We start from the raw sequence: 21,662 nt of genomic DNA, 5'->3' as shown, positions 1-21,662 counted from the left end.
ATCCGGGCATGGGCACCAACATCGCGCTGCGGTTCGACGGCGACCGCGCCTACGTCACCCTCGACCGGCCGGACAAGCACAACGGCCTCACCATCGACATGCTCGGCGAACTGATCGACACCGCGCACACCATCGCCGGTCGCGACGACGTGCGCGCGGTCATCCTGTCCGGCAACGGGCCGAGCTTCAGCAGCGGCCTGGACATCGCCAAGGCGACCGGCGACCCGCTGTCCATCGTGCGCAGCTTCGTTCCGCTGCCGTGGCGCGGCACCAATAGGTTCCAGGAAGCATGCTGGGCGTGGCGAAGGCTGCGGGTTCCGGTGATCGCCGCGGTGCACGGCCGCTGCTACGGCGGTGGGCTGCAGCTCGCGCTGGCCGCCGACTTCCGCTTCGCCACACCGGACTCCGAGTTCTCGGTGATGGAGGCCAAGCACGGCCTGGTGCCCGACATGACCGGCGCGGCCACCCTGTCCCGGCTGATCGGCGTCGACAAGGCGCTGCTGCTCGCGATGACCGCGGACACGGTCGACGCCGCCTACGCCGAGCGCATCGGCCTGGTCACCGAGGTCACCGCGGATCCGCTCGCGGCCGCGGAGAAGCTGGCCGACCGCATCGCGACTCGCTCGCCGCATGCCGTCGCCGGTGTCAAGCGACTGTTCGACAAGGCGTGGGAGGCTTCGACACGCCGCACCTTCGCAGTGGAACGCGCGACGCAGCTGCCGCTGATCATTCGGCTGGCCACGACGCGGGGTAAGCCCACCAAGAGCTAGCGGTCGCCGCCCCCTTTTGCGAGACGCACCACATTTTCGCCGACTGCGCTGCTAGCATTTCCTAGAGATTTGCCAGCCAGTCGAATTGTGGTGCGTTGCACACCGCGAGTGGTCTGAGTCTTGCGGTATCCCGTGTTTCGCGCTGCTCTCGGCGAGGAGACGGAGGGCACACGAACTTTGACCAAGACGGCAGCCATCTTACTTTCGGCGTTGACGGGCGCTTCGGCATTGTTCATCACGGCGAGTACCCCCGCCATCGCGGACCCGAACACCATTAATCCGATTCCGGTACTCAACGGAAGCAATGGCCTGCCCAACCTCGTCGGGCGCACCAAGGCCGTGTTTCAGATGACCGGAATGGCCAGCCCGAACAACACGCAGGCCTACAACGTACTCGGTACCGACCTCGGCATCATGTGGGACAACGGCAACGGCGAGTTGCTGACCGCATTCGGCGACACCGCGGGCGTCGGATTTCCGAACCTGCTGGCTGGAAGCATGTGGTCGTGGCGGTCCAATATTCTGACGCGCAGCCACACCCAGAACCCGGCGGGCGGCATCTATTTCGACAGCGTTGTGCGCGATGTTTTCGGTCAGGCGCGCGATCTGATTCCGAGCCCGAAAATCCCGTTTCTGGAAATTAGCCGTATTCCCACGGCGGGCATCTCGGTCGGCGGAGTCCAATTCATGAGCCTCATGTCCGTGCGGAGCTGGGACGAGGTCGGGCAGTGGACAACCAATTACTCCGGACTCGCCGCCTCCGGCGACAACGGGGAGACCTGGGGTGAGCTGCCCGCTACCCGTCGCCCGGATGACGGCGGCAACAGCAACTTCCAGATGAATGCCTTCCTCAAGGACGGCGGTTTCGTCTACGAATACGGCACCCCGTCCGGACGCAACCAGCAGGCGTTCGTCGCGCGGGTTCCGGAGGCCCAGATCGCCGACCTCGGCGCGTACGAATACTGGGACGGCGGCGCGTGGAAACGCGGCGACGTCAATGCCGCGGCACCGATCATGTGGGGCGTCGGCGAACTGTCGGTGATGTACAACGCCTATCTCGGCCAGTACATCTCGCTCACCACCGACCCGTTCAACTCGGTGGTGATGCGTCGCGCGCCGGCGCCGACCGGTCCGTGGAGCGATCCCGAGGTGCTGATCGACACCAGGGAACTGCCGAGCGCGTACGCGCCGTCGATCTTCCCGTATCAAACCGGTCGTGATCTGTACTACCTCACGACCGTGCACAGTCAGTACAACGTGCTGCTCATGCGCACCCCGCTGTAAGCGCTTTCCGGCACCGGGTTCCACACGATCCGGCACGGCCTTGACCTCAACATGACTTCATGTATGAGGCTTGGCTGTGCCGGATCGTCGTCGTTCAGGAGGAACCATGGAAACCGCCGCACCCGAGATCGCCACCGTGCGTGCCTGGCTCAGCGCCAATGCCCGTCCGATCGTCGATACCGATCCCGATTACACCGGACCAGACCTCGATCTCCTGATCGAGCGACTCGGGTCCGCGACGGTGGTCGGACTCGGTGAGTCGACGCGATTCTCCCGGCAGATCTACGGCGTGCAGGAACGGGTTTTCCGCGCACTGGTGCAGCGACATGGGTTCCGCGGGTTGGCGATTCAGGACAGCGCCCGTTCCGGCGAGCGGTGGGATCGGTATGTGCGCGACGGAGTCGGCGATCCCGAATCGGTGCTCGCCGGGTCGTGGCGACCGTGGCGGACGGCGGAAACCGTTGCGGCACTGCGGTGGATCCGCGCGTTCAACCAGGCGCATCCCGACGACCAGGTCCGGGTGTTCGGTGTCCAGCCGCCCAGCGCGGAGCCCGCCGACTGCGACGTGGTGCTCGATTATGTGCGCCGGGTCGCACCGGATCGGCTGGCGGCCATCGAGGCGCACCTCGCGCCGATCCGGACGGCGCATCAGGTGGACGAACACGTCCAGCGTCATCAGGGAATCCATCCGGGACGCCCCTTTGCCGAGCATGCGCGGGACGCCTTCGACTTGCTCGAAAGTCTGCCGACCACAACGGAATACGCACAGATCCGTGCTCACGCGAAGCTCATTCTCGACTTCCATGAGAAGAGCGTTGCCGGGCAGGGCGGGTTCGCCCGCGATGAGCGGTCCGCGGGCCAGCGGGTCATCGATTGGCAGCGCGGCACCGGCACGAAGATCGTCTACTGGGATGGCATCGCGCACACTACGAACCTCCGATTGGGCATGGGGACAGCGGAATTCCGCGGCGTCGGCGCCTATCTGCACGACGAGTTCGGCACCGGCTACGCCTCGGTCGCCCTTGGCTTCCACCACGGCGACCTCGGCATGAACACCGCGCCCGACCCGCAGCCCGATCTGCTCGACGCGCTCCTCGGCTCGGTCGACCTGCCCGCCTACTACCTAGACCTGCGCGACACCGCGCCGGAGGCGGTGCGCGAGTGGCGCGACAGGCCGGCCAAGGCTCGTGTCATCAGCGGCATCTACGACCCGGCCAAGGACGCCGACGCCAACATCTCCGTGGCCTCGCTGGCCGATGCCTTCGATGTGCTGGTGCACATCCGGGAAACCTCGCCGGTGCATTGGCTGCCGATCGGCGATCAATAGACTCGCGGTCATGGATGCGACCGATTGGGACGAGCGCTACGCGCACAGCGACTTGGTCTGGGGCGCACCGCCGAACAACACCGTGGTGGAGCACGTGTTCGGACTGGAGCGACGGATACCGCTGCGGCCCGACACCCCCGGCGGCGAACCGCCCGAGCTCCCGCGCGCCCTGGATCTGGCCTGCGGCGAAGGCCGCAACGCGCTGTGGCTGGCCACCCACGGCTGGCAGGTACACGCCGTCGACTATTCGCAGGTCGGCGTCGACAAGGGTCGCACCATCGCCACCCGGCTGTCGCGCTCGGTGCGCAGCCGGATCAGCTGGCAGTGCGCCGACGTCACCGATTTCGACGCCGCCGAGATCACCGGCCCGTTCGAGCTGATCCTCATGGTCTTCCTACATCTACCCGCCGACCAGCGGAGCAAGGTGGTCGGCCGGGCCGCGGAACTGCTCGCCCCCGAGGGCACCCTGCTCGTGCTCGGCCACGACACCACCAACTTCACCGACGGTTACGGCGGCCCCAAGGACCAGTCCGTCCTCTTCACCCCCGACGATATCGTCGCCGACCTCGGCGCGGCCGCCGCCGACCACCGCATTCGAATCCAGCTGGCCGAGCGTATCTTCCGCCCCACGGAGGGCCGCGACGCCATCGACGCCCTGGTCATCGCCAATCGCCCGGAGCCAGGGTCGGACGAGATCGAACCGGCCTCATGACGTCACGGCAGGAGTAACCGCCAGTACAGGGCCCAGGGTATGAACAAGGCGCCCGCGAGGATCAGTAGCGCGAGCCGGACCCGGACCGCCCCGCTAACCTGAGCCCGCGTCCGCCACCAGGTAATCGCGGTCGCGGCGATCGCGAGCAGCGCTGCACAGGTACAGATCTGCAGCAGTAGCCATGGCAAGGTCCGGCCTGCGACAAACGCGGTTGCCCCCTTGCCGCCGGTAGCGAAGATGCACAGCAGGTAGATCACGGTTCCGACGACGGCCACGAACCCGGTCACGGACAACCATCGGGCAGGCCACCTGACCGGATTGCGACCAGATTCCGCGCGCCGCCCGACCCAGGCGGTGAGCGGATATCCAGCGAATCCGATCAGTAATAGCGCCAGGGTGGCATATCGCACCGCGGCCGCCTCGTACCAAGCGCCACTCGACCGGGCCTGGCTCGTATCTTCTTGCGCAGGAACAGGTTCGACGCTGGACCGCGGTGCGTGTCCGGCTGCCACCGACTGGACCCACGAGGTCATCACGTCGGCATAGCCAGGTCCGAGCGCCCCGAGTGCCTTACCGCCGACGACCAGACCACCGACTTTGTCGAAGCCATCGGTGGTGGCGTGCCCGTTATGGCCGGCCCCGGGCACGAAACGTATGGTGGCGTGCTGGTTACCCGCGCGATCCAGCGCCCGCTGGAACACTGCGGCGCTCTCGGCAGGTGCGGCCTGGATGTCGTGCTCGCCCCACACCGCCAAAACGGGCAATCGAAGCCGCTCGAGCACTGGGACCGGGTCATATCCGGCCTCTGGGAACAATCCGGTGTCGGACATCAGCAACGCCCCCGGTTGCGCGACCGCATCGCGGAACGCTCCGGAAACCCCACGATGGCGTAGCCGATTGCCCAGATACCAGGTCTGCTGACGGAGCGGATCGAGTCCGGACGCGCCGATGGTGACCAGAAACGCGACGTCCGGTGACTTCGCGGCGGCGAGCGGCGCCACCCAGGCGCCCTCGCTGAATCCCCAGAACCCGACCTGGGCCGGGTCCACGTCGGCGCGAACGCGCAGGGTCTCGACACCGGCGAGCGCATCATCGGCGAGGAGGCTGAAGTCTCGTTCCATGAAGGAATAGCCGTCCGTGCGTTTGTCGAAGGCCAGGGTGACAATGCCGGCCCGGGCGAACGCTTCCGCCTCTGAGACGTATTCGCTTCGTGGACCAGGCCCCGCGCCATGGACGAGGACGATGCCGGGCTGCCTTGCGCCGGAGGCCGCGGCACGGGGTATGAACACGGTTCCGCGCAACGTCAACCCGTGGCTCTGGAACGAGACCTCCTCCTGGATCGGATCGTCGTCGGCGCGCGCACCGGCCGGGCCGATGCTCGCGCCGAGACACGCGGCCACGGCGATCGCGACGAGGACCGAGCGACGGAGGAAAGTTCGACGGATTGCTGGCGTGCGCTTCAGCCAGGCGACCAGGGCAATCTGCATGCCATGCACGCTAGAGACAGAAACATCGTCAGACATCGGGCCGCGGACCTAGACCCACAGTCCTACAAGCTCTTTCGACCTACCGCCACCGAGGGATGCGGTGGTCACGAGTCACGAGGTAGCGCAGCCGATGCTGCGGTCAACGACATTGGGGCGTGTCCGCGGCGGGCTGACGCGCTACATACTCCACCGCTGCAACCACGGCGTGACCGTGTCGGCGATGACGTCGAACCCAGTGCGGAACGAATGCGGCTGGCCGGGGATCACCCGCACCTCCGCGGCGTCGGCGGCATCGGGGATACCGAACGGATCGCTGCCGCCATTGATGACGACCACCTCGATGTCCCCGGCGTCGAGCAGCTCCTCGCGCCGGGTCTTCTCCGGCTTCCCCGGTGGGTGCAACGGAAACGACAGCGCGATCACCCCGCGCGCCTGGACCGCGACCGCCGTGCGGCAGGCCACCCGCGCCCCGTTGCTGCGCCCGCCCTGGATCAGCGGAACCTTCTTGATCCGAGTCCGCAGCGCGGCCACGATCTCCAGCCACGCCTCGTCCTGCTTCACCGGCGACCCCGGCGCACGTCGCCCCGCGACCCGATAGGGCTGCACCACCCGGGCCACCGCGCCACCGAGGTCGAGCGCGGCATCGCGCACGGTCAGGATGTCTTTCGCCTCGACGCCGCCGCCCGAACCGTGGGTAAGCAGCAGCAGGAAGGTGGGCTTGCGCGGCCGGTCGAGCTCGATCTCGGCCGGTCCGGCACTCGTCTCGATTCGCACAACTCACGGTAGCCCTGGGTCGGCGGGTCAACTGGTGACACCACGCGCGGCGCTGTTTTTCGCGTCACATTCCCGCTCGAGCCTTTGCCAGTCCATTACCGACCGGTAATATAGACCGTAAGTTACCCGCGAGTAGCATGCGGAAAACCGGCTTACCGGTGACGACAAACGGGCGGGAACGGTCAAACCAACCGACCGCACCAACTCAACGGAGAGTGAGTACTGACATGGGTCACTACAAGAGCAACGTCCGCGACCTGGAGTTCAACCTCTTCGAGGTCTTGGGTCTCGGGTCCATCCTCGACAGCGGCGCCTACGGCGACCTCGACACGGACACCGTCAAGGAGATGCTCAACGAGGTGCGTCGCCTGGCCGAGGGCCCGCTCGCCGAGTCGTTCGCCGACGCCGACCGCAACCCGCCGGTCTTCGATCCGCAGACGCACACCGTCGCGATCCCCGAATCGTTCAAGAAGTCCTTCCGCGCGCTGCAGGAAGGCGGCTGGGAGAAGCTCGGCATCCCCGAGGAGCTCGGCGGCCTCGGCGTGCCGCGCACCGTGCACTGGGCGATCAGCGAGCTGATCCTCGGCGCCCAGCCCGCCGCGTACATGTACGCCGCAGGCCCTGGCTTCAACACCATCTTCCACAACAACGGCACCGAAGAGCAGAAGAAGTGGGCCAAGATCGCGATCGACCGCGACTGGGGCGCCACCATGGTGCTCACCGAGCCCGACGCCGGCTCCGACGTCGGCGCGGGCCGCACCAAGGCCGTCAAGCAGGAAGACGGCACCTGGCACATCGAGGGTGTGAAGCGCTTCATCACCTCGGCCGACGCCGACGACATGTTCGAGAACACGGTCCACCTGGTGCTGGCCCGCCCCGAGGGCGCAGGCCCCGGCACCAAGGGTCTTTCGCTGTTCTTCGTGCCGAAGTTCCACTTCGACCACGAGACCGGTGAACTCGGCGACCGCAACGGCGTCTTCGTCACCGGCGTCGAGCACAAGATGGGCCTGAAGGTCTCGGCCACCTGTGAGGTCACCTTCGGCGGCAACGGCATTCCGGCCAAGGGCTGGCTCGTCGGCGAGGTGCACAACGGCATCGCGCAGATGTTCGACGTCATCGAGAACGCGCGCATGATGGTCGGCACCAAGGCCATCGCCACCCTGTCGACCGGTTACCTGAACGCTCTGGAATACGCCAAGCAGCGCGTCCAGGGTGCCGACCTGACCAAGATGACCGACAAGGCCGCGCCCCGCGTGACCATCACCCACCACCCCGATGTGCGTCGGTCGCTGGCCAGCCAGAAGGCCTACGCCGAGGGCCTGCGCGCGATCTACCTGTACACCGCCGCACACCAGGATCCCGATGTCGCCCAGCAGGTTTCGGGCGCCGATGCCGATCTCGCGGACCGGGTCAACGACCTGCTGCTGCCGATCGTCAAGGGTGTCGGTTCCGAGCGGGCCTACCAGTACCTGACCGAATCGCTGCAGACCCTTGGCGGCTCCGGCTTCCTGCAGGACTACCCGATCGAGCAGTACATCCGCGACGCGAAGATCGACTCGCTCTACGAGGGCACCACCGCCATCCAGGCGCAGGACTTCTTCTTCCGCAAGATCGCCCGTGACCGCGGCGTCGCGCTGGCCCACGTGGCAGGCCAGATCCAGAAGTTCATCGAGACCGAAGCGGGCAACGGCCGCCTCAAGGGTGAGCGCAAGCTGCTCGCCACCGCGCTCGAGGACGTGCAGGGCATGGCCGCGACGCTCACCGGGCACCTGATGGGTGCCCAGGAGAACCCGTCCGAGCTGTACAAGGTCGGCCTTGGTTCGGTGCGCTTCCTGCTCGCCGTCGGCGACCTGCTCATCGGCTGGCAGCTGCTGCGTCAGGCCGAGGTCGCCATCAAGGCCCTCGACAACGGCGCCACCGGTGCCGAGGAGTCGTTCTACCAGGGCAAGGTCGCGGTCGCGCAGTTCTTCGCGCGCAACATGCTGCCGGAGCTGACCGCGGTCCGCACCATCCTGTCGAACCTGGACAACGACATCATGGAGCTGGACGAAGCAGCGTTCTGATCCTGAAGTACTAACCGAATACGACGAAAACGGCCCGGATCGCTCCGGGCCGTTTTCGTGTTTCAGGCGACATTCGATTCGATGAATTCGTCGACGACGACCCGATTGCCGCCCAGCTGTTTGGCTTGATACATCGCGTCGTCGGCCCGCAGGATCAGCGAGGTGGGTATCGGAGAGTCGAGGCCGCCGTCGAAAACCGCGACCCCGATGCTTGCAGTGACCGCGATCGAGTTCTCCGGCTCGGCGACAGCTCGGCGCACCAGCTCCGCCGCGACCCGAGCGGTCTGTGCGTTCAGTTGCCCGAAGAGCACGAACTCCTCCCCGCCCGTCCGCGCCACGACCATCCCTGGTTCCCGCGCAGCACGCAACCGCTTCGCCGTCCGGATCAGCACCTCGTCGCCGCCCGCATGACCGAGACGGTCGTTGATGTCCTTGAATCGATCGAGATCGACCGCGATCGCGCAGATCGGCGACGAGCAACCGGACTCGACCAACTGATGCAGATACAACTCCAGACCGCGACGATTCAGCAGCGTGGTCAACGGGTCGGTGACCGCGTCCTGGCGCAACACCCAATAGCAGAACTGCATCGCGGGCAGCAGGACAACGCCCGCGGCCACCGAGATCAGCACGATCGCCAGGCCGACCATCGGATCGCCGCCCACCGCCACCATGCGAGCCGTCAGCGCCACCACCGAAAGCACCGTCCAGACCGCGTGCACCGCCAGAACCTTGGCGTTGTGCATCACTGCTAAATAGCCGCCGGTGACAACCAGCAGGATCACGCCGAGCGCGCCGTACACCCGGTTAGATTCCTGCAGGTTGGCTACCGTTATCGCGATATCCGCGGCCGCGAAGAGCACCAGGGATTCGGTCCGGCTCGGCCACGGCAACAACCACCACCGCAGGGCCCAGAACAGCGCGAACCCGGCAATAATCCAGTCAAGCGCCTGGCCGACCCGACTCGGCGGACCCGTCTCGGAAGACAACACCAGGATGGCGATGCCCGCGAGCACCAAGCCGCCCGTGCCGACGACCACCTTCGTCCAGTGCACCGCCGCGTGGGAGTGGAGGGCGCGCGCCAGCCAGTGGTAATCGGCGGGATCGTTCCACCAAGCCTTGAGCATCACGCGACCATTGGGCACAAGCCACCACCAAGCGCAGAAGGAGTCATTCCATCGCATACGCCGAGCGCGAGATTTCGCCGTCGGAATCTCACCAGCTAACTGGTCAAGTGTATGACTCTCCATGCAAGGGCGCACTCATCCGGCATGTGGCAGGCGACTCATTTGTGCAGTGTTCTTGCTGTTCAGCCCCATTTCTATCACAACGACCAAGGCCGCGACACCGATCGTCGCCCTCATCACGGTGCCCCATCGCCAGGCGCACCACACCCAGATCTGACAAGCGCCGGCCTCCAGCAAACGACCGATGGCATCCGCGCGCCTCCCGACGTGGAGCAGGTCGCGGATACGACGAAGCGGCCCGGATCGCTCCGGGCCGCTTCGTGAAATTCAGGACGCCCCGCCGTCCATCCCCAGCAGTACGCGGGGCCGCAGCACTTCGTTGAGCTACTTCCCGGCGCCCGCGGAGCCGCTCGACAGCGCCTTGACGATGTCCGCGATGGCCTTGCTCGAGCCCGTTCCGTTCGGATCCGGCTCACCGACGCCGATCACCGGCTGCACCGTGACACCCGGCTCCACAGTGATGGCCGGTGCCGCACCGGCGGTTGCCAAACCCGACCCGGCGACGATGACACCGGCCGCCGCGGCCAACACGACTCCGAACACACGCATTTTGCTCATTCAGCTGTTTCCTTTACAGAATCTTCCCTGGTCGAAAACCCCATTGGTATCGACCGAGGCAGTTCTATCACGCAGATTCCGCATCCAGCGACCATTCAGCCATCGCGGATTTTCGCCATTGATTGCTCGACGATTGCAAGTCGCAGGTCATGCAACTTTCAAAGTGTAAGCTGGCGTATAGCCAGGCCATGACCCGATTTCTATCGGCAATCCCGTTGGGGGCAGGCACTATAGGCGCTGGCAACTGACCGAATATCCAGAGCGATAGACAAACGACATCGACCATTTATGGCATCAGATAGATAGGTATAGCAAATAATTAGCACATACAATCGCGTGCTGAGAAATTCATCGAACGAACGAACCGCACGAACCCAGCAATCCACCGGCAACGCTGTGATTCATCGCATACAGAATGTACGTAACATCGGAGGCCGATCCGCCGAATACAGCGCTGCGATACCAAAGGGCCGCCGACATGCCGGTGACACGATGGTTACAGATCCAATCGCGCGATGCCGGGGTTATGGGCCACAAAAATCGCCTCAGCGATCACCGCTACGCCCTCCGGAGCACTCCTTCATCAGTCATGCCGTCTCCGTGGCTATCCGTTCCGCTTCCCCGTCGGCGAACCTGAGCGAATGGTTTTCCGCATTGGAACCGTCCAGCTGCCCGGCGAATGCCGCGTGCGCGGCCTCGATCAGCGCGGGCGCGATGTCCGGATAGGCGCCGGCCACGCGGGCCAATGCCCGAAAGGTCTCGTAGTCGAGACCCCTGTGGTTACGGATGCCCTGCCCGGCCAGCGCACGCGCGAACTCACCGTCGAAGGCCGCCCGCAGCTGCTCATCCTCGGGGTACATCAATCTTCGCGGTGCTCGTCGGGGTCAACCCGATCTCTGCCAGGCCGGTAGATTGATTGCGGCAAAGCTGACAGCGGTATTACCTTGGCGGCAGCTTCGTCATTCCACCAAAACGATTCGGGGCCATACATGATATCCCTCGCCCAGAAGCCCGCTTCTTCATGAAAGATAATATCGTCACCGGTCAACGTTTGCCCGACGAATCGAGCATTTATTCTGACAACCGCTTCATCTTCGGATATTCCGAATATCGCGATCATTTCATGCACTATAGACCGGACGAACTCCTCGGATTGCTCGTCGATTCGGAATTCAAACGCCCTCATGTAGATAACCTTCTCATATCTCAAATCAGCCCGCTCGGGAACAGGTCCGCCCGCAGAATCTACGTGGGCGTCCGCATGCCTGCCTCTTCGAGCTGTCGGCGAGTCGACTGCTATCCCGTTCCGGTGGAGACAGCCCACGACGGCAACGGTTCGCATCGATCGAGCCATTCAGCGGGTAGACCCGGAATGCCGAGGCGGGCAGCGAGGATGCCGCCGACGATGGCGCAGGTGGTGTCGACGTCACCGCCGGTCGCAGCGGTCGCCCAGCACGCCTCGCCGAAATCCTCGGAAAAGTGGGCGCAGATCCAGAGGCAGAACGGAACTGTGTCCGATGCGGATACCGCTTGCCCGTTGCCCAATGCCGCTGCGGCCGTTTCCGTATCGCGCATGTTCCGCGCGTCGAGGATGCCGTCACGGACAAGTCCGGTCGGGGTACGCTCGGCGACCGCCTCCAGCAAAGCGACTCCATGTAGGTCCGGTCGCGAAACCGCGAGTGCCGCAGCGACGGCCACCGCAATGGCGCCGGCAACGCCTTCTCGATGGGTGTGGGTCACCTGGGCCGATGCGGCGGCCTCGCGCACAACCGCGTCGAGGTCATCGGCGAAGTAGGCACCCAGCGGCGCAACCCGCATTGCCGCACCATTGCCCCACGACCCGCGGCCGCCTCTGGCCTCGGGCGCGAGCGTCCGCCAGTCACCGCCTTTTTCGCGTATCAGTCGCAGGATGCGATTCGTCCCTGGACCGTATCGCCGGTAAATGTCGTGATGCCGGGCAAAGGACTCGGCCAGCGCATCTTGCTCGATCCGCCCATACCGGCCGAGCACGACAACGATCGAGCACGCCATCTCGGTGTCGTCGGTCCACAGCCATGGACCGGGCAGCAACGAGTGCTCCTGCAGCGCAGTTCGATTGATCGGATCCGCAAAACACGACCCGAATGCGTCACCCAACGCCAACCCACGCAGCGACGCAAACGACCGCTGCCGGGCATCAGAAGTCATGACACCACTGCACCTTCTTCGTTATTTGTGGACTCGTCGTTTACTGAGATTCGGTCTCCGCGGCTATCCTGTCCGCTTCCCCGTCGGCGAACCTGAGCGAATGATTTTCCGCATTGGAGCCGTCCAACTGCCCGGCGAATGCCGCGTGCGCGGCCTCGATCAGCGCGGGCGCGATGTCCGGATAGGCGCCGGCCACTCGGGCCAATGCCCGAAAGGTCTCGTAGTCGAGGCCCCTGTGGTTGCGGACACCTTGCCCGGCCACCGCATGCGCGAACTCACCGTCGAAGGCCGCCCGCAGCTGCTCGTCATCGGGGTCATGACTCATCTGGCTCACTGCTGTCTCCTGGATTCGACGAGTAGTCGGTGCAGCACCTTGGCGGGTTCGGATGCGTTGGCACCGTTCATTTCTACCTCAACGAATGCTTCAGCGAGCGCTTCATCGGGGTTCAGTTTGGTGGGATCATTCTTGAGAAAACTGTATCGACTGAGTGCGCCGGTCCAGTCAGCGAACTCCGCATCCAGCTGAGCCGGATCTTTGGAGTGGGGCACGTTTCGGATGAAGTAATCCTTCAGCTCTTTTTCTGCGGTAGCGCTGGCCAGTCGGCGGCCTTGATCATCGAGGACGTGACCGAGCTCGTGCACTGTCACGGCGTAGTACGGACGCTGCTCGTGACCGGGCGGATGGTATCGGAGTGACATATCGTGCTCGATGGCGATCCGCATCCGCTCGGGCGAGATGGCGAACTCCCTGTTCAACATCAGCGTATGCGTGACCCAAGTCCCGTCGGGCTGCTCAAGGCTCCCGGTGGAGGCGTATGCCGTCGATCCTGGGCCTTCGTCGGCGATGCCGACAATCCTCGGCAATGTGATGTCCGGGTATCGCGCCACGACATCGTCGAATGCACGCGCGTACTCGGCCAGCGGCTCGACCGGTAGCCCGGGCTCGGTGAATCCGAAAACGCTGAGCCCGTGGCGATCCACCAGGTAGGCCTCGACCTCTTCGGCCGTCCTCGCCAGGTCGATGGTCGCAGGCACCGGGGCAGCGCCCGGCACTCGACGTTGCGGAAGGCGTGGCAGGCCGCTCGGGTTCTGGCCGGAGTTGCCGCTGCCGGTATTCGACAACCGGGTGGGTCCGCCGCGGGGTTCGGCCAAAGGTGTTTCGAGAACGTCGATTTCGTTGACGATTTCCGATGTCGGCCGGGCCTCGACTGATGGTTCTTTGACGTCAACCGTCGCCGAATAATCGGATTCAGCGCGCGGTTTCGCGGTCGAGGAGATTTTCGGTGCCGCGTCTGGATGTATCGGAGGCAGCTCGAGTCGGGGGGAGTTCGGGGCGCCGGCATGGGGCGGCGGGATGCGCGTGCGTTGATACGCCGTCAGGTCGTCGAGCAACTGCTTTGTCTGGAATTCGCTGCCGATCCTGGTGGCTTGGGCGGCGGTCTCGGCACCGGTCAGGGTTTCCCACAGCTTGGGGGCCGCGTTCCGGATCAGGGCTTTGGCACCTGCCGCCGCGGCAGCGCCGGGACCGGGCACCGTCAGCACGACGTTCACCCCGAGTTTGGCTGCGGCCCAGGTGATCTCCCAACCGCTGTGGTCACCTTCGCCATGCGCGGCCTGCCACAGCACCGTCGCCGGATCGATGAACATGTCGTCGATCGAGTTGTTGACCAGCTCGCGGATGGTGGTATCGGTCCGGTTGGCGTCGATCAACTGCTGGCGTAGCTGAGCAGGGGTGTACTTGGGCGGGGCAATCCAGCGGGCCGGTGCGTCGGGATCGGTGCTGACCGGGATGTTCTCCCGGTCGCTGACGAACTTTTCGATGGCGGGGTCACGCCACGGAATACCGGCCTGCCGCAACCGGATCAAGGCCGCCAGCTGCTGGGCGCGTGCCTCATCGGTCTTGGCGTTGTACTGCGCCCACAGCAGGTCGATGCGCTGCTCTTCGACGGTGTACTGCGCCGCCGACAGCCGCGCGTACGCGTCCTGATACGGATCGCCCGGCCCGACCCACTGGACTGGACCACGGCGCACGGTCGCCATGTCGGCGGCCAACTGCTCCGGCGTATAGCTGAATCCGTTGGCGTAGTTGGTACCGGTACGGAAGGTTGTCGTCGGGTTGGTGATCGATGTCGGCACCACTCCGGGTGTCGAGGAGACGGTGGTGGTGCAGTCCGCGGAAACGGTCACCGGCGACGGCTCTTTGTAGCCGGGCATCGCCAACTCGGCCAGGGTGGGCACCGTCGTCGCCACCGGACTCGGCGAACTACCGTCGAGTCCGCCATACATCTGCTCGAACGCGGTCGGAGCCCTGTTTTCCTGCTGCCCTTGGTTCGCTGGAACCGGGTTGCCCGGCGGTGGCGGGTTCTTGTCGGGCGTCGCACTGGGCACACCCAACTCGGCAAGAGACGATGGGACCGAGGTCGTTGAGCCTGGCGAATTCGCGCCGGGCCCGAGATACGTCTGCTCGGCTGGAGTCGTCGCGTTGGGCTGCACAGCGGGAGGCGTTACGACCGGCGGCGGGACCTCGGTTGGCGGCTTCTTGTTGTTCTCACGAACCTGTTGGTCGTGGGCATCGATCTCCGCCTGCCGCCGGTCCGACTCCTCTTTGGTCGTCGGGCCGGGTGAGCCGAGTCCTTTGTCGAAGCCGATGGGTTTGGCCCCAGTGATGACGACGGGCGATGACGCTGCTTCCGCAGGCGATACGACGGTGTTATCCGCCGCCTCGAAAGGAGCTGAAACAGACTGTAATTCGGTGGTAGTCGACGACTTGGCCGACTCGATCATCGCATTGCTCGCGTAGATTCGCTCGAGCGTGCGGGCGGTGCTTGTCGGAGTCATCCGATGGAAGTCGAAGACTCGGCCGGCCCGGTCGACGTCTGCTGGTCCGCTGATCGATAGCGACGCCAAATGTGCGCCACGGGCGGCCACCCAGGCGGGGACAGCGTCCGGCTGTCGAACGATATCGATATTCGCCATGGCGGACCTCGCAGACCGGAAAGGTAGAAATGGAAAACCGAACGGCCCGAATTGCTTCGGGCCGTTCGGTTCAGCTGAATTCGAGAATTACGCGGTCGGCGGATCGACAGCCATCCACGTGCCGTTACGGAAGACCTTGTGCTCGTAGTACATGATCTGCCGTCCATCACGCATCTTCTGCACACCCAGTTCCCAGTAGCCGTTGAACTGTTCACCGCCTGCACCGATGCGCAGGCGGTGCACTTCGACGCTGTCGTATTCGTATCGAATGATCAGCCTGGCCGTATTGGACCGCTCGTCGCACTCGACCGCCTGGATTTGCTTGAATCCGGGGATGTGGATCGTGTCGCCGTTGATCGTGGGTTGCACTTCGACGACCATAAAACTTTCGTACATGGGTAGTTCGCTCTCTATTAAATGCGCCCGCGATCAGCGGGGCTGTCGTACTTCAGATTTCCTCTTGTAGCGAGGAGGGGATTTTGTAGCGGGCCTTCGGCGGCTCCTGGCCTGGCACGTGCAGGCGGAGGAAGCCGCGCAGTTCATCGATGTGTTGCTGGAGCGCGCGGATCAGGCGGATAGCTTCGCGGAAGCGCTTCTTATCGTCTGCCGCCTGGGTTTCCAGCACGTCGACGCGGGTACGGAGCTTGCCGACCTCCCGCGCCTGCCAGGCGGTGATCGCCCCGATGACGGTCGCGACCGCGATGCCGAACGCTTGCACCAGTTCGGGATTCATCCAGTGCTGGGTCATTCATAGCCTGCCTTCCTGCCGGTCGACCGGGGTCACCGCCGGTCGGATGAGCACACCGGCGATCACCGGGGTGAGCAGGCCGTAGACGGCAAGTACTGCCTCGATCCACGCGGTATCGATCTGGTGGCCGAGGGCAAAGGCGACGACGCCGGTGACAGCGACGAGCACCGACCGGATCAGTGCTGGCTCGGGAATCCTGTTGAGAGACATCAGATCCGCCCTTCAGCCGTGGCAAGCAGCCGGTCGAGCTTGAGTTCGAGCGCCTTCAGGCGCTGTTCGTTGCGGAAGTCGGCGGCGTCGGAGTTGAGCACATAGCCCGCCACGGTGTCACGGTATTCCGAGTCGGCGACGCGGGACTGGAAGCCGTAGGTCAACTCGAAGTGCACCCTGCGCAACTTGTCGAGCAGTTCGCGCTGCTCCATATCCGAGAGTGCCATCAGTGCACTGCCTTTCATTCGCTCCGCGACGTCGGCGCGGAATTGGTTCATATCCATGGCGCCGGGATCCCACTTGCCCTGTTTGGGTCCGGCCCATTCCTTGTGCCCGATCACCCGGTCGGCCCCGTGCCCGAGTTTGCGCAGAATCGCCGCGCAGATCCCGACATAGGCGTCGTACTGCTCGTCCGACCAACCCTCGGTGCCGTTGTTGGCGGCCTCGATGCCGATCGTGTGAAAGTTCGCGTTGTCCTCGGGCAGCCCAGGCCAGGAGCCGGCGCCGGCATGCCAGGCGACGCCGGCGGCGACGACCGTGACGGTCCCGTCCTGAGCCAGATGCACCTGCGACAGCGGGCCGTCCAAAGATGGCACCCCATAGGCTATTTCGGTCGGCGGCGTATTCGAGCCGCCGGTGTGATGGGCGACGATGCCCCATATTTCGCCGAAATCGCCGTGGCCGCGTTCCCGCCAGCCGGGGAATTCCACCACTCGCAGGCCTTCCGCGCGCAGTATTTCCGCAAGCCATACCGGATCGCCGGTCCAAGACATGGTTGTCCTGCCTTTCGCTGAAAAGCTGAGAGTCAGGCGTCGTAGTACAAGTAGGTATTCGAGCCCGACTGCACGGTTACGCCGCGTTCGTCTGTGGTCGCCATGCGGACCCAGATCCGGTCGCCGGATGCGAGGGTGAGGGCGGTGTCGCCGAGGGTGAGTGCTGCGGCGCCGACCGCAAAGTCGGCGCTGGCGACCTGAGTGTTGTTCTGCATCAACAAAAGTCGGAGGTAGCGACTGGTCGCTGTCCAGTTAGCGGCCAATTGGACCCGGCAACGCACGGTCACGGTGCCCGGCCCTTGGGCGACGAGCGCGTCGCCGGTGATGACGGTGTTCGGGAATCCACTGCGCGCCGACCAGCCGGTGAGCGTCACGGCCGCCGGGCCACCGTCTTCGCTGATGACGGTACTGTCGCCGTACTTGTCCATCCCCATCGGCGCCGTCGTAATCGGGGTAACGCCACCAACAATGCGCAACGGCATCGGATCGACCCTTTCTCTGCAACGGCAGGCATCAGGCCGGGTCGAAGTAGACGTAGGTGCCCGTGCCGCCTTGAACCGTGGCGCCGGTGAGGATGTTGCCGTTGACGATGTTCACCGCGATCCGATCGCCCGCCGCGACGGTGATCGCCTGCGCGGGAATCGTCCCAACGGTCTGTGCCTGAGCGAATTCGACGCTGGCGACCTCGGCACCGTTGCGGACGAGTTGTGCCCACAGGCCGCCTGCGCCACCCCAGCCGCTGGCCAGGGTGACCTGGGTACGGATAACCACATTCCCCGGCGCGTTGACGAGCAGCGTGTTGGCATCCAGCACCGTGTTCGGGTAACCGGAGCGGACCACCCAGTTCACCAGTGGCGTGGTTTGGTTCTTGTCGGCGGCCTGGTTGCCGTTCTTGTTCAACCCCATCGAGGCGACCGAGATGGGAACGCCGCCCGCCACAATGAAGGTCATGCGGTCAGCCCCTTCAGACTGGCCTGCAGCCCTTTGCCCGGAGTGGTGTCGACCTGGGTGATGTACACCGTGATTCGATCGTTCGGCAGAAAGGTCCACGGCGCAGGCGGCGTGATGGTCTGATCGACAGCATGATTCGCGGCGGTGATGGTGGCCGCGGTACCGGCGACCGGGCCGTTCTGGGTACGCAGTTCGACGACCAGGTTCCCGGTGCCCGCGGTTTCACCCCGATAGGTCACCGAACTGACGCTGATCTTGCGTTCGATGCGCAGTCCCTCCGGCATCACGTTGCCCGCACCGACTGCCCGAGTTCCACTGTGCGACTTGAACGCGATGTCGTAGGCTTGCCCGGCCGCGGTCGGTGTCCGATTGTCCGTGAGCCGGGTGTCGTTGGCGGCGATCGTGCCGATCGCGGTGCGCGCGGCGGCGGCATCCGCGATCGCGAGCAGCGAACGACCGAACGTGGTCGAGTCGGTGATCTGATTCGCCGAGTGAGTGTGCGCCGTCGGAGCGCGCTGGTCGGTCAGCCGCGGGTCGTCACCCGCCACCGCGGTCGTTGCCGTCGCGCCGATGATCGGGGCGAAAGTGGTTGGCTTGCCGGTGATTCCGGCCCAGTCGCTGGTCCCGGCGGGTCCGCGAATAATTACGCCCTGACCGTTGGGCTGCCAGCCGCCCGTCGCCGCGTGGAAAACATAGAGCAGGCCATCCGCCTTCACGACGTACTGGCTGCCCTCGGCAGGCGCAGCAGGCAACTGGCCGTAGGCGGCGACCAGGCCGTCGATCTTGAGGCCCTCGCCACGCGGGCCCGCGACCACCGCGTTGCCCGGCGAGGCGGGCACCGGTGCGGCGAGCGTCAGATCGACGAGGCCGATCGATCCGATGTCGGGCGATGTTGCGTCGGGCCCTGGAATATATTCGGGCACTGCGAAACTGAAGGAGTCGATCGGAACCCGGTCACCGTCGTAGGACAGGTCGAACGACACCCGCCACGTCCACTGCGAGGGGTTCGTCGCGGCGCTCGGCGCGACCAGCCGCACGCCTGGCTTGCCGCGCCAGGTGAGGTTGCCGAATTGATCGAGCTGACACTCGTAGTGCTTGGGCAGCTGGACGTAGGTGGCCGGCGGTTGCGCGCTGGCCACCAAAACCTTTGGTGCGTCGGCACTGAAAGTGACCGTACCGCTCAGCGGCGGAAATTCGGGCAGGTCCTCGACGTCGGCGCCGTCGATGACGTTGGCGAGAAATCGCCCGACGACTTTGCCGTACTTCAACGGGGGCAGTTCGGCCATGGATCAATGCCTTTCGAACAGCAAGCAGCCGGATACGGCATGCCGCAATCGGAGAGAGGGAAGACTGAGAGCGGAAAGGGCCACGGGCGCAGGCGGTTACCGCGCTGCGGCTGGGGCACGCCTAGATCGGCTGGGCGTAGACGATCAAATAGGCATCGTCGGTCCCGACCTTGTACGGGTCGTTGCCACGGATGCGTTTGATGACGACGTACAGCGTTATCGTCTGATTCGCGGACACCACGCCGAGCGTCGAGGCCGGGGACATCGGGTACGCGAACTCCGGCTGGATCAGCACACCGGAGAAGTTCGGGTCCGAGAATCCGTGTCCTCTGGCGACAACGGCGCCGTTGTCGATGTCGCCGATGCGCACCTCGATGTCGCACTGGGTTCGGCCACGATCGCCGCTGTTCCCGGCGTTCACCCAGCCCTCGACCAGCGGCCGCCACGACACCGGCTGGCTGGGAATCGTGATCGCGGCAAGGGTTTTCCGATCCTCGACGATGTCGATGCCGCCGGCGAACTGGCCCTGGGAGATGGCCCACGGTCCGGTCCGGCGCGGGTTCGCGATGGGAATGAACTTGCCCGCCGCGACGTTCCAGGCCAGCACATAGTCACGGTTGAGCGGGTGATCGCGGTCGACAAGGACATCGGCGGCGTCCTGGATCTGACCGGCGACTCCCGGGTCGCCGATCACCCCGGTCTCGCCGCGCGGAAAGGTGATCTTCACCTGCTGAGCGGGAGCTGTCCCGGTCACCTTGGCGGTCGCGTCGCTGCCTACCGGCCCGGCTTCGCCGGATCCGGTCAGCCGGTTCGCCCTGCCGCGCCGCCCCGGCCTGCCGAAGGCGTCGGCGAAAGCGATGAACTCGAGCCCGGTCCAGTAGTAGACGGCGTTCGCGGCGACCACCCGCCAGGCTTTGCGCGCGTCCGCGGTTGTGAGCTTAAGTGCCTGCAGGGCAGCGACATCGGCGATGTCACCCTGCCACTCCCATGGCCACGCCGGTGCACCGTCCGGGCCTACCGGGCCGGTAAGGCCCTCGCGCAGTTCGATCAATGCGGCGCGGTCGACGAGTTCGATCGGATTGACGGTGTTCGCCAATCCGATCGAGTCGTCGACGCCGCGCATGGTGATCATGACATCGTCTTGGTAGACCGGGTTCTGGTCGTTGGTCACTGTTACGTCTCCATACTCAGCACAGGCGCGCTGATCGCTTACGCGGCCGGGCCCTGTGTCTTGCCGACGGGGCGGACCCAGCACACGATCTGCGCGCCCGCCATGAGGTAGGTGTAATTGGCGTTGCCCACCGCACGTTTGAGGACGACATACAGGGCAACCGCTTGACCGGCCGGCACCACACCGACGGTGCTTTCGGGAGTCATGTGCGCGCCGTAGAACGGCTGAAAACGACAGAAGCCGTTGGCGCCCTGGGGCAGACCCGAGCCGAGCGCGACGATCTGCCCGCTCGCCGAACCCAGATGGACTTCGGCATCGATGCGCGTATCGGCACTGCCTTCGCCCGTCATCGTCACGCAGCCACCGGTGATGAGCGGACGCCAGTCCGTGTCCTGCGCCGGAATCTTCAAGACGGCAACGGTATTCGGCGTGGTGTTGATGTTGCTCTGGGTCGGGGCGAAACCAGGACCGCCGTCCCACGCCTGACCTTCGACGACCGACCACGGTCCGCGCAGGCCGGGATAGGGCCGGCCGACCCATTTGCCGATCGCCGCGTCCCACATCGGTACCGTGAGGTCGACATGCGGTCCGTCGGCGTAGTCCGGCGCCTGCCGAATCGGTCCTGGCCCGCCCTGATCGCCCTTGCGTCCCTTGACTCCTCGCGGCACGGTCAGGTTGAGCGTCAGGTTCGGCGCCGTCCCGGTGATCGTCGCGACCAGATCGGAGCCGATCGGCCCGGTGTCGACGGTGCCGATGGTCACCGTGCACGGCTGGCCGTCCGGCCCCGCGGCGCCGAAGGCGTCGACGAAGGTGTCGAAGCTCGTGCCGTTCCAGAACACCAGGGTGTCGCTGGTCTGCGCGGTGGGCAGCATCCGCCAGGCCTTGCCCGCCTGTGCCGGGCCGAGTTTGCCGGCCAGCGCGTCCAATGCGGCTTGATCGGCGATATCGCCCTCCCAGCGAAACGCCGGGGCCGGCTCGCCCTGCTTGCCCCGATCGCCGACCGTTCCGGTCGCCAGTTCGAGCGAACCGTCGCGCGGGGTACCGTGCAAGGACTGGACGAGACCACGCCCGCCGATGCCCTCATCGATGCCCCGGATGACGGTGGATTGAAAGTATTCACCAATGGTGGACATATCTC

General features: G+C 65.2%; 23 protein-coding genes. 5 read left to right on the top strand and 18 right to left on the bottom strand.

What is annotated here, in order from left to right; translation table 11 throughout:
- The first annotated feature begins 8 nt into the window (after positions 1 to 8).
- The 4 genes from ACIA8C_RS11780 to ACIA8C_RS11765 all read left to right on the top strand — a co-directional run bounded on the left by ACIA8C_RS11780 (position 9) and on the right by ACIA8C_RS11765 (position 4,093).
- Positions 9 to 770, top strand: a complete 762-nt coding sequence (locus ACIA8C_RS11780; RefSeq protein WP_397133551.1) for a crotonase/enoyl-CoA hydratase family protein — start codon at positions 9 to 11, stop codon at positions 768 to 770.
- A gap of 177 nt (positions 771 to 947) precedes the next feature.
- Positions 948 to 2,054 carry a DUF4185 domain-containing protein gene (locus ACIA8C_RS11775; protein WP_397133548.1) on the top strand — a complete coding sequence of 369 codons (1,107 nt, stop codon included), beginning with the start codon at positions 948 to 950 and terminating at the stop codon, positions 2,052 to 2,054.
- A gap of 106 nt (positions 2,055 to 2,160) precedes the next feature.
- Positions 2,161 to 3,381, top strand: a complete 1,221-nt coding sequence (locus ACIA8C_RS11770; RefSeq protein ID WP_397133546.1) for an erythromycin esterase family protein — start codon at positions 2,161 to 2,163, stop codon at positions 3,379 to 3,381.
- A 10-nt stretch (positions 3,382 to 3,391) separates the two neighbouring features.
- Positions 3,392 to 4,093, top strand: a complete 702-nt coding sequence (locus ACIA8C_RS11765; RefSeq protein WP_397133544.1) for a class I SAM-dependent methyltransferase — start codon at positions 3,392 to 3,394, stop codon at positions 4,091 to 4,093.
- Positions 4,094 to 4,095: 2 nt separating this feature from the next.
- On the opposite strand, the gene ACIA8C_RS11760 is transcribed toward ACIA8C_RS11765, so the two are convergent.
- Both ACIA8C_RS11760 and ACIA8C_RS11755 read right to left on the bottom strand, forming a co-directional pair.
- On the bottom strand, positions 4,096 to 5,580 hold the full coding sequence (locus ACIA8C_RS11760; protein ID WP_397133542.1) for an alpha/beta hydrolase family protein: 1,485 nt from the start codon (positions 5,578 to 5,580) through the stop codon (positions 4,096 to 4,098).
- A 177-nt stretch (positions 5,581 to 5,757) separates the two neighbouring features.
- The gene (locus tag ACIA8C_RS11755; protein ID WP_397133540.1) at positions 5,758 to 6,354 is read right to left on the bottom strand and encodes an alpha/beta family hydrolase; all 597 of its coding nucleotides are present in this window, start codon (positions 6,352 to 6,354) and stop codon (positions 5,758 to 5,760) included.
- Positions 6,355 to 6,581: 227 nt separating this feature from the next.
- Between ACIA8C_RS11755 and ACIA8C_RS11750 the strand changes: the two genes are divergently transcribed.
- Complete coding sequence (locus tag ACIA8C_RS11750; protein WP_397133835.1) at positions 6,582 to 8,417, top strand: acyl-CoA dehydrogenase; 1,836 nt, start codon at positions 6,582 to 6,584, stop codon at positions 8,415 to 8,417.
- 62 nt (positions 8,418 to 8,479) lie between these two features.
- Here ACIA8C_RS11750 and ACIA8C_RS11745 read toward each other — a convergent pair whose 3' ends face one another.
- The 16 genes from ACIA8C_RS11745 to ACIA8C_RS11670 form a co-directional block, all read right to left on the bottom strand.
- The gene (locus ACIA8C_RS11745) at positions 8,480 to 9,544 is read right to left on the bottom strand and encodes a diguanylate cyclase domain-containing protein (protein WP_397133538.1); all 1,065 of its coding nucleotides are present in this window, start codon (positions 9,542 to 9,544) and stop codon (positions 8,480 to 8,482) included.
- Positions 9,545 to 9,988: 444 nt separating this feature from the next.
- Entirely contained in the window at positions 9,989 to 10,222 is a 234-nt protein-coding gene (locus tag ACIA8C_RS11740; RefSeq protein WP_397133536.1) for a hypothetical protein, read from the bottom strand.
- Positions 10,223 to 10,809: 587 nt separating this feature from the next.
- Entirely contained in the window at positions 10,810 to 11,082 is a 273-nt protein-coding gene (locus ACIA8C_RS11735) for a hypothetical protein (protein WP_397133534.1), read from the bottom strand.
- The gene (locus tag ACIA8C_RS11730; protein ID WP_397133532.1) at positions 11,082 to 11,342 is read right to left on the bottom strand and encodes a hypothetical protein; all 261 of its coding nucleotides are present in this window, start codon (positions 11,340 to 11,342) and stop codon (positions 11,082 to 11,084) included. The genes ACIA8C_RS11735 and ACIA8C_RS11730 overlap by 1 nt, the downstream gene beginning before the upstream one ends.
- 176 nt (positions 11,343 to 11,518) lie before the next feature.
- Positions 11,519 to 12,409, bottom strand: a complete 891-nt coding sequence (locus ACIA8C_RS11725) for an ADP-ribosylglycohydrolase family protein (RefSeq protein ID WP_397133530.1) — start codon at positions 12,407 to 12,409, stop codon at positions 11,519 to 11,521.
- 40 nt (positions 12,410 to 12,449) lie between these two features.
- Positions 12,450 to 12,734 (bottom strand): hypothetical protein, encoded by a 285-nt coding sequence (locus ACIA8C_RS11720; protein WP_397133833.1) that lies wholly within the window; start codon positions 12,732 to 12,734, stop codon positions 12,450 to 12,452.
- A gap of 5 nt (positions 12,735 to 12,739) precedes the next feature.
- The gene (locus tag ACIA8C_RS11715) at positions 12,740 to 15,385 is read right to left on the bottom strand and encodes a hypothetical protein (RefSeq protein ID WP_397133528.1); all 2,646 of its coding nucleotides are present in this window, start codon (positions 15,383 to 15,385) and stop codon (positions 12,740 to 12,742) included.
- Positions 15,386 to 15,472: 87 nt separating this feature from the next.
- A complete protein-coding gene (locus tag ACIA8C_RS11710; RefSeq protein WP_397133527.1) occupies positions 15,473 to 15,754 on the bottom strand; it encodes a hypothetical protein in 282 nt (93 codons plus the stop codon).
- A gap of 79 nt (positions 15,755 to 15,833) precedes the next feature.
- Positions 15,834 to 16,133, bottom strand: coding sequence for a hypothetical protein (locus ACIA8C_RS11705; protein WP_375921380.1), 300 nt, complete (start codon positions 16,131 to 16,133; stop codon positions 15,834 to 15,836).
- The gene (locus ACIA8C_RS11700; protein WP_397133525.1) at positions 16,134 to 16,343 is read right to left on the bottom strand and encodes a hypothetical protein; all 210 of its coding nucleotides are present in this window, start codon (positions 16,341 to 16,343) and stop codon (positions 16,134 to 16,136) included. It lies immediately after the preceding gene.
- Positions 16,343 to 17,116: an N-acetylmuramoyl-L-alanine amidase gene (locus ACIA8C_RS11695; protein WP_397133523.1), complete on the bottom strand. Its 774-nt coding sequence runs from the start codon at positions 17,114 to 17,116 to the stop codon at positions 16,343 to 16,345. The genes ACIA8C_RS11700 and ACIA8C_RS11695 overlap by 1 nt, the downstream gene beginning before the upstream one ends.
- A gap of 32 nt (positions 17,117 to 17,148) precedes the next feature.
- Positions 17,149 to 17,598 carry a hypothetical protein gene (locus ACIA8C_RS11690; protein ID WP_397133521.1) on the bottom strand — a complete coding sequence of 150 codons (450 nt, stop codon included), beginning with the start codon at positions 17,596 to 17,598 and terminating at the stop codon, positions 17,149 to 17,151.
- Positions 17,599 to 17,629: 31 nt separating this feature from the next.
- Positions 17,630 to 18,067, bottom strand: a complete 438-nt coding sequence (locus ACIA8C_RS11685) for a hypothetical protein (RefSeq protein ID WP_397133519.1) — start codon at positions 18,065 to 18,067, stop codon at positions 17,630 to 17,632.
- On the bottom strand, positions 18,064 to 19,353 hold the full coding sequence (locus ACIA8C_RS11680) for a hypothetical protein (protein ID WP_397133517.1): 1,290 nt from the start codon (positions 19,351 to 19,353) through the stop codon (positions 18,064 to 18,066). The genes ACIA8C_RS11685 and ACIA8C_RS11680 overlap by 4 nt, the downstream gene beginning before the upstream one ends.
- 121 nt (positions 19,354 to 19,474) lie before the next feature.
- A complete protein-coding gene (locus tag ACIA8C_RS11675) occupies positions 19,475 to 20,524 on the bottom strand; it encodes a hypothetical protein (protein ID WP_397133515.1) in 1,050 nt (349 codons plus the stop codon).
- 38 nt (positions 20,525 to 20,562) lie between these two features.
- Entirely contained in the window at positions 20,563 to 21,657 is a 1,095-nt protein-coding gene (locus ACIA8C_RS11670; RefSeq protein WP_397133513.1) for a hypothetical protein, read from the bottom strand.
- Positions 21,658 to 21,662: the final 5 nt, after the last annotated feature.

The organism is Nocardia sp. NPDC051321, from assembly GCF_044455225.1.
Taxonomy (GTDB): domain Bacteria; phylum Actinomycetota; class Actinomycetes; order Mycobacteriales; family Mycobacteriaceae; genus Nocardia.
The sequence above is the reverse complement of the archived record's forward strand: the minus strand, read 5'-3'. Positions and strand labels throughout refer to the sequence as shown.

What these genes read in the sequence shown, in the direction of transcription:
- ACIA8C_RS11780 (WP_397133551.1), top strand. Translation starts at nt 9, where the DNA reads ATGGGCACCAACATCGCGCTGCGGTTCGACGGCGACCGCGCCTACGTC.
- ACIA8C_RS11770 (WP_397133546.1), top strand. Translation starts at nt 2,161, where the DNA reads ATGGAAACCGCCGCACCCGAGATCGCCACCGTGCGTGCCTGGCTCAGC.
- ACIA8C_RS11765 (WP_397133544.1), top strand. Translation starts at nt 3,392, where the DNA reads ATGGATGCGACCGATTGGGACGAGCGCTACGCGCACAGCGACTTGGTC.
- ACIA8C_RS11760 (WP_397133542.1), bottom strand. Translation starts at nt 5,580, where the DNA reads ATGCAGATTGCCCTGGTCGCCTGGCTGAAGCGCACGCCAGCAATCCGT.
- ACIA8C_RS11750 (WP_397133835.1), top strand. Translation starts at nt 6,582, where the DNA reads ATGGGTCACTACAAGAGCAACGTCCGCGACCTGGAGTTCAACCTCTTC.
- ACIA8C_RS11745 (WP_397133538.1), bottom strand. Translation starts at nt 9,544, where the DNA reads ATGCTCAAGGCTTGGTGGAACGATCCCGCCGATTACCACTGGCTGGCG.
- ACIA8C_RS11740 (WP_397133536.1), bottom strand. Translation starts at nt 10,222, where the DNA reads ATGAGCAAAATGCGTGTGTTCGGAGTCGTGTTGGCCGCGGCGGCCGGT.
- ACIA8C_RS11735 (WP_397133534.1), bottom strand. Translation starts at nt 11,082, where the DNA reads ATGTACCCCGAGGATGAGCAGCTGCGGGCGGCCTTCGACGGTGAGTTC.
- ACIA8C_RS11730 (WP_397133532.1), bottom strand. Translation starts at nt 11,342, where the DNA reads ATGATCGCGATATTCGGAATATCCGAAGATGAAGCGGTTGTCAGAATA.
- ACIA8C_RS11725 (WP_397133530.1), bottom strand. Translation starts at nt 12,409, where the DNA reads ATGACTTCTGATGCCCGGCAGCGGTCGTTTGCGTCGCTGCGTGGGTTG.
- ACIA8C_RS11720 (WP_397133833.1), bottom strand. Translation starts at nt 12,734, where the DNA reads ATGAGTCATGACCCCGATGACGAGCAGCTGCGGGCGGCCTTCGACGGT.
- ACIA8C_RS11715 (WP_397133528.1), bottom strand. Translation starts at nt 15,385, where the DNA reads ATGGCGAATATCGATATCGTTCGACAGCCGGACGCTGTCCCCGCCTGG.
- ACIA8C_RS11705 (WP_375921380.1), bottom strand. Translation starts at nt 16,133, where the DNA reads ATGACCCAGCACTGGATGAATCCCGAACTGGTGCAAGCGTTCGGCATC.
- ACIA8C_RS11700 (WP_397133525.1), bottom strand. Translation starts at nt 16,343, where the DNA reads ATGTCTCTCAACAGGATTCCCGAGCCAGCACTGATCCGGTCGGTGCTC.
- ACIA8C_RS11695 (WP_397133523.1), bottom strand. Translation starts at nt 17,116, where the DNA reads ATGTCTTGGACCGGCGATCCGGTATGGCTTGCGGAAATACTGCGCGCG.
- ACIA8C_RS11690 (WP_397133521.1), bottom strand. Translation starts at nt 17,598, where the DNA reads ATGCCGTTGCGCATTGTTGGTGGCGTTACCCCGATTACGACGGCGCCG.
- ACIA8C_RS11685 (WP_397133519.1), bottom strand. Translation starts at nt 18,067, where the DNA reads ATGACCTTCATTGTGGCGGGCGGCGTTCCCATCTCGGTCGCCTCGATG.
- ACIA8C_RS11680 (WP_397133517.1), bottom strand. Translation starts at nt 19,353, where the DNA reads ATGGCCGAACTGCCCCCGTTGAAGTACGGCAAAGTCGTCGGGCGATTT.
- ACIA8C_RS11670 (WP_397133513.1), bottom strand. Translation starts at nt 21,657, where the DNA reads ATGTCCACCATTGGTGAATACTTTCAATCCACCGTCATCCGGGGCATC.